The organism is Flavobacterium sp., from assembly GCF_044368625.1.
Classification (GTDB): Bacteria; Bacteroidota; Bacteroidia; order Flavobacteriales; family Flavobacteriaceae; genus Flavobacterium.
In genome coordinates this window covers 1-5,793 of sequence record NZ_JBIPPD010000207.1, presented here as the reverse complement: position 1 = coordinate 5,793, position 5,793 = coordinate 1, and the positions used below count along the sequence as shown (strand labels likewise).

Sequence of the window (5,793 nt, the reverse complement as noted above, 5' to 3'; positions counted from 1 at the left end):
TTTACTCGGTTTCGAACTCAATACGTCCATCAACCGACTCAAAAGACGCAATTTGTTTAAATAATTTTTTTCAGGAGCTTATCCGGCTTTTCACTTCTATCCCGAAGCGTCGGGACTCATTTGAAAAGCAATTTTTCCAATGCCACAAAAGGAGCTTCTCTCGAAGTTTCGGGAGTCGCTCTTTATGTCAGGAAAAAATAAGCTTTTCAAATTCCGGGCTATTCGTTACAATCCGGGCTAAAAATTCACGTATATGAAACATTTTTTGTTATTACTTACCGCCTTAGTTTTTTTTACCAGTTTTGCTCAAAACAAAACTGTTTTAGGAAAATGGAAATGCATTGACGATCAAACCGGAAAAGAACTCGGCACCGTCCAAATTTATGAAGAAGACGGCATAGTGTACGGTAAAGTAATTGAAATTGCCAACCACAAAAACCGCGACAAGCGTTGCAACAACTGCCAAGGCGTAGATAAAGACCATCCCATTTTGGGATTAACCATCATCCGCGGACTAAAGAAGGACGGTAACGAATACAATGGTGGAAAAATTCTCGATCCCAAACACGGGAAATATTACAAATGCTACATCAATCTTGAAAACGAGGATAAACTCAAAGTACGCGGCTATATCGGAATCTCGCTATTTGGCCGAACTCAATATTGGCATCGGGTAAAATAAAAGCCCTCCCTAATTTATAACACCTTTCAACGCCATGTATTTCATCGAAGTTGTTTTACCCCTTTCACTCTCCCAAACATTTACCTATCAAGTAAATGAAGCAGAATTTTATTTTCTAAAACCCGGTTTTAGAGTCGCCGTTCCGTTTGGAAAAAATAAAATCTACACGGCTTTAGTACTCGATGTACATCAAAATAAACCCGAAAAATACGACGCGAAGGAAATTCACCAAATTCTGGATGAAACGCCTATGGTCACGCAAACGCAAATCAACCATTGGCTCTGGATTGCCTCCTATTATATGTGTGCCATCGGCGATGTGTACCGGTCGGCAATTCCATCAGCTCTTTTGCTGGAAAGCGAAACCGTAATTACCCAAAAAAGTACCGATTTTGTGTTGGAATCCAGTCTTTCTGACGACGAATTTTTAGTTTACCAAGCGTTGCAACAGCAATCGTCGCTTAAAATTCAGGATGTTGTGGGGATTTTAAATCGGAAAAATGTGCTTCCCGTTATCAAACAATTAATGGACAAAAACATTTTATTCATTGAAGAGGAAGTTCAAGAAAATTACAAACCCAAACTTGTCAAATACATTCGACTTAATCCTGATTTTAATTCCAGCGAAGGCTTAAATCAACTGCTTCAGCTTTTAAAAAATGCACAAAAACAGCGCGAAATTGTTATGTCTTATTTTCAATTGATGGCAACCGAAAAAGGCAAACCGATAGCCGTTAAACAATTGTTGGAAAAAAGCGGTACAACAGCGGTTGTAAAAGCCTTAATTGATAAAAATATTTTTGAAGAGTACCAAATCCAACACGACCGAGTTTCGTTTGAAAATGATTACAAGTCGAATGAATTGGTGTTGAGTGACGCACAAAATAAAGCTTTAACGAGTATCCAACATCAGTTTGAAAACCATGAGGTAACTCTTTTACACGGGGTTACTTCCAGCGGAAAAACAGAAATTTATATCAAACTTATTGAGCAATTTCTACTTTATGATAAGCAAATTTTATATTTACTTCCCGAAATCGCGTTAACTACTCAATTGGTTACACGACTCACCGCTCACTTTGGAAATTTGGTAGCAGTATTCCATTCCAAATACAGTAACGATGAACGAGTGGAAGTTTGGTTACAGTCGTTGCAAAAATCCGAAAAAGCACAAATTATTATTGGAGCACGTTCGGCTTTATTTTTGCCTTTCCATGATTTGGGATTGATAATTATTGACGAAGAGCACGAACAAACATTCAAGCAGTCCGATTCGGCGCCTCGTTACCACGCCCGAGATGCGGCTATTGTTTTGGCACATTTTCATAAAGCGAAAGTACTTTTAGGTTCTGCAACTCCAAGTATTGAAACGTACTACAATACGCAAAATAAGAAATACGGAATCGTCGAACTCACCGAACGTTTTTCGAAAGTGCAACTACCTGATATTGAATTGGTCAATTTAAAAGACAAGTATTTTCGCAAGCAGATGCAGGGTCATTTTAGTGATGTTTTGATTCGTTCGATTTCTGGTGCTTTGGCTTTGGGCGAACAAATTATTTTGTTTCAAAACCGTCGGGGATATGCACCACTACTCGAATGCATGACTTGTGGACACGTGCCGCAATGTTCTCAATGTGATGTGAGCTTGACGTATCACAAACACAAAAATCAATTGCGGTGCCATTACTGTGGTTATTCGATGGCTAAACCAACCAATTGTCAGGCGTGTTCGAGTGTCGATTTAACAACAAAAGGTTTTGGAACCGAGCAAATTCAGCAAGAAGTACAAGCGCTTTTTCCTTCAGCACGAGTAGGCAGAATGGATCAAGATACTACTCGAGGAAAATTTGGTTTTGAAAAAATCATCGACAGTTTTAAAAATTTAGAGTTTGATATTTTGGTCGGAACGCAGATGCTTGCCAAAGGTTTGGATTTTGAAAAAGTGAGTTTAGTAGGCGTGATGAATGCCGACAATATGTTGTACCATCCTGATTTTCGTGCTTTTGAGCGTAGTTTTCAAATGTTAACGCAAGTTTCAGGTCGGGCAGGTCGTTCGGGAAAAAGAGGAAAAGTGATCATTCAAACCTACAATCCCAACCACAATACCCTACAGCAAGTGACCAATAATGATTATTTCGGAATGTACAAAGAACAATTGTACGACCGGAAAATTTACTTTTATCCGCCCTACTATAAGTTGATCCGAATTACCTTAAAACACAAAGATTTTGAAAAACTCAAAGAAGGTGCGATGTGGTTGCATCAAGTAATGAGCCAACATTTGAACATACCTGTTTTAGGACCAGAAGAACCTGGAGTCAATAGAATTCGGAACGAATACCTGAGGGTTATTTTGATTAAAATTCCGCAAAGTGAACATTTAAAAATGGTCAAAGCTAAAATTTCGCGCATGATGAGTAGTTTTGAAGCAGTGCCCAGTTTTCGTTCCATCAAAGCTATTGTGAACGTCGATTTTTATTGAACAACTTCGAGGGCTTTTTCTAGTTCTTCTTTCTTTGTGCGGCTTAAAGGAATTTTAGTAGTGCCGATTTCGATAAATTTACTATTGAATTTTTCAATTTTTTGAAGGTTTACTATGAACGATTTATGTACTCGAACAAATTGATCTAGGGGTAAATCGTCTTTAAAAGATTTCATTGTTGAGAGTACCAAATGACTTTCCGTGTCGGTAATCACTTTTATATAATCACCAAATGCTTCTACGTATTTTATTTGAGCAATAAATACTTTTAATTTTTTTAAATTGCTTTTTATAAAAATACAATCGCTACTTTCCTGCGGTTGATCTTTTAAAAGGTGTTTGTTTAAAGCTCTTTTTATAGCCTCCTCAAAACGCTGGGGAAGGATTGGTTTTTGAATATAATCTGTAGCTTCGTAGTCAAAAGCTTTGAGTGCATATTCGGGTTTTGCACTTATAAAAATTACCTGGGGCTTCACTTTTAAAGTGTCTAAGAAGTCAAATCCATTTAAGATAGGCATTTCAATATCAAGTAAAAGCAGGTCAACCGTATTGTAGGAAAGAAAATTTTTTGTAGTAACAGCATTCGAAAATTCGCCTACTATTTTGAGGTATTGATGTTTAGAAACCAATTTGTTTATAATTAATCGCTGTATTGCGCTATCATCAACAATTATACAACTCAGTTTCATTTTTGTTTCAGTTTAATGACCTAAAAGTACTTATTATTTTTTTTTTTATACAATGTTGCACCGGAAATTTTGATATTTTATCGAAAAAATCAAAAGGAGTGTTGCTAAATGAAAATATTTAATTACTTTTGCACCCAATTTTATAACAAATAAAATATATTATTATGAATCATTATGAGACTGTTTTCATCTTGAATCCCGTTTTATCTGACACACAGGTAAAGGAAACAGTAAGCAAATTCGAAGATTTTCTTACGAGTAAAGGAGCAGAGATGGTATCAAAAGAAGATTGGGGCCTAAAAAAAATGGCTTACGAAATTCAAAACAAAAAAAGTGGTTTTTACCATTTATTAGAGTACAAAGTATCAGGAGAAGTCTTGAAAGCTTTTGAAACTGAGTTTAGACGTGACGAGCGAGTAATGCGTTTCTTGACGGTAAGTCTGGACAAACACGCTATCTCTTGGGCGGAAAGAAGAAGAGCAAAAATTAAAGCATCTAAAGCGTAATTATTATGGCAACTTTACAACAATCAGCTTCAGGAAAAAAAGACGGAGATATCAGATATTTAACGCCTTTGAACATAGAAACCAACAAAACTAAAAAGTATTGTCGTTTCAAAAAATCAGGAATCAAATACATCGACTATAAAGATGCTGATTTCTTATTAAAATTCGTTAACGAGCAAGGAAAAATTCTTCCACGTCGTTTAACAGGTACTTCTTTGAAATTCCAAAGAAAAGTGTCTGTAGCTGTAAAAAGAGCACGTCACTTGGCTTTGATGCCTTACGTAGCGGATTTATTAAAATAATTTATTAAAATTAAGTTGTTGCCTCGCCACGGCGGGCTAACTTCTATATAAAAAAAGGACAACAACATGGAACTTATATTAAAACAAGACGTTCAAAACGTAGGATTTAAAGACGATATCGTTACTGTAAAAGCAGGATACGGTCGTAATTACTTAATTCCTCAAGGTTTTGCTTCTCTAGCAACTCCTTCGGCTAAAAAAGTATTGGCTGAAAACTTGAAACAGAGAGCACACAAAGAAGCTAAAATCGTTAACGATGCGAAAGATTTAGCTGAGAAATTAAAAGAAGTAGAGATTAAAATTACTGCAAAAGCAGGTGGCGAAAAATTATTTGGTTCTGTAACCAATATCGACATCGCTGAAAAATTAGAAAAAGCAGGTCACTCAATCGACAGAAAATTCATCACTTCTGGAATCATCAAACGTACCGGAAAATATACCGCTAGCGTAAGATTACACCGTGATGTAATTGTTGATTTACCTTATGAAATCGTAGCCGAAAACTAAAATTTTCTGCTTGAACTATTTAAATCCCGATGCGAATCGGGATTTTTTTTTATTTTGCCACGAAGACGCCAAGGGACGAAGATTTTAAGTCACTTTATTGAATAAATAAATTCTAATCCTCTAACTAATTCGTTATAAATTCCAAAAACAAATACAAAATAAACTAACCTTTGCGACTTTGTGCCTTTGTGGCAGAAAAAAACGTATCAATATGAAATACACAAGACTTACAAAAGAACAATTTGACGAATTACACCCAGAATTCATCAACTTTCTGGCTACCCAATCCATTGATAAAGCCGAATGGGATTTGATAAAAGCAAATAAACCCGAAGTAGCCGAACAGGAGCTAGATGTTTTTTCTGATTTGATTTGGGAGGGCGTCCTTTCAAAAGCCGAATATCTAGAGCATTTTTCTAAACAACACATTTTCCTGTTTCGTTGCAACGAAAGCGATGTGCATTCAATAGTGTTAAAAGCCTTGAGTCCAGAGGTGAATTTCCTGACCAAAGAAGGTTTGCAATGGTTGAGCGACAACATGTTTACTGAAAATGTAGAAATGAAAGTGGGTAAAAAAGTTTTTGAACAAGAACGAAATACTTCTTTATTTGAACTCATTCAG

Annotated in this window: 7 protein-coding genes; 6 read left to right on the top strand and 1 reads right to left on the bottom strand. The window is 36.2% G+C overall.

All coding sequences use genetic code 11. The annotated features are described in order from the left end of the window. Positions 1-253 precede the first annotated feature (253 nt). Positions 254-682, top strand: a complete 429-nt coding sequence (locus ACIQ2X_RS13165; RefSeq protein ID WP_396179390.1) for a DUF2147 domain-containing protein — start codon at positions 254-256, stop codon at positions 680-682. A gap of 34 nt (positions 683-716) precedes the next feature. Next, positions 717-3,167 carry a primosomal protein N' gene (priA, locus tag ACIQ2X_RS13160; RefSeq protein WP_396179389.1) on the top strand — a complete coding sequence of 817 codons (2,451 nt, stop codon included), beginning with the start codon at positions 717-719 and terminating at the stop codon, positions 3,165-3,167. Here priA and ACIQ2X_RS13155 read toward each other — a convergent pair. Next, on the bottom strand, positions 3,161-3,856 hold the full coding sequence (locus ACIQ2X_RS13155; RefSeq protein WP_396179388.1) for a LytR/AlgR family response regulator transcription factor: 696 nt from the start codon (positions 3,854-3,856) through the stop codon (positions 3,161-3,163). The two genes, priA and ACIQ2X_RS13155, sit on opposite strands and share 7 nt — an antisense overlap. A 164-nt stretch (positions 3,857-4,020) precedes the next feature. Between ACIQ2X_RS13155 and rpsF the strand changes: the two genes are divergently transcribed. The 4 genes from rpsF to ACIQ2X_RS13135 all read left to right on the top strand — a co-directional run. Next, positions 4,021-4,362: a 30S ribosomal protein S6 gene (gene rpsF / locus ACIQ2X_RS13150; RefSeq protein ID WP_396179387.1), complete on the top strand. Its 342-nt coding sequence runs from the start codon at positions 4,021-4,023 to the stop codon at positions 4,360-4,362. Positions 4,363-4,367: 5 nt separating this feature from the next. Continuing rightward, positions 4,368-4,664, top strand: coding sequence for a 30S ribosomal protein S18 (gene rpsR / locus ACIQ2X_RS13145; protein ID WP_022828230.1), 297 nt, complete (start codon positions 4,368-4,370; stop codon positions 4,662-4,664). A gap of 66 nt (positions 4,665-4,730) precedes the next feature. Beyond that, positions 4,731-5,171 carry a 50S ribosomal protein L9 gene (gene rplI / locus ACIQ2X_RS13140; RefSeq protein WP_396179386.1) on the top strand — a complete coding sequence of 147 codons (441 nt, stop codon included), beginning with the start codon at positions 4,731-4,733 and terminating at the stop codon, positions 5,169-5,171. Between the two features lie 211 nt (positions 5,172-5,382). Then, positions 5,383-5,793: DUF6495 family protein (locus tag ACIQ2X_RS13135; RefSeq protein WP_396179385.1), on the top strand; the 411-nt coding region annotated here is incomplete at its 3' end.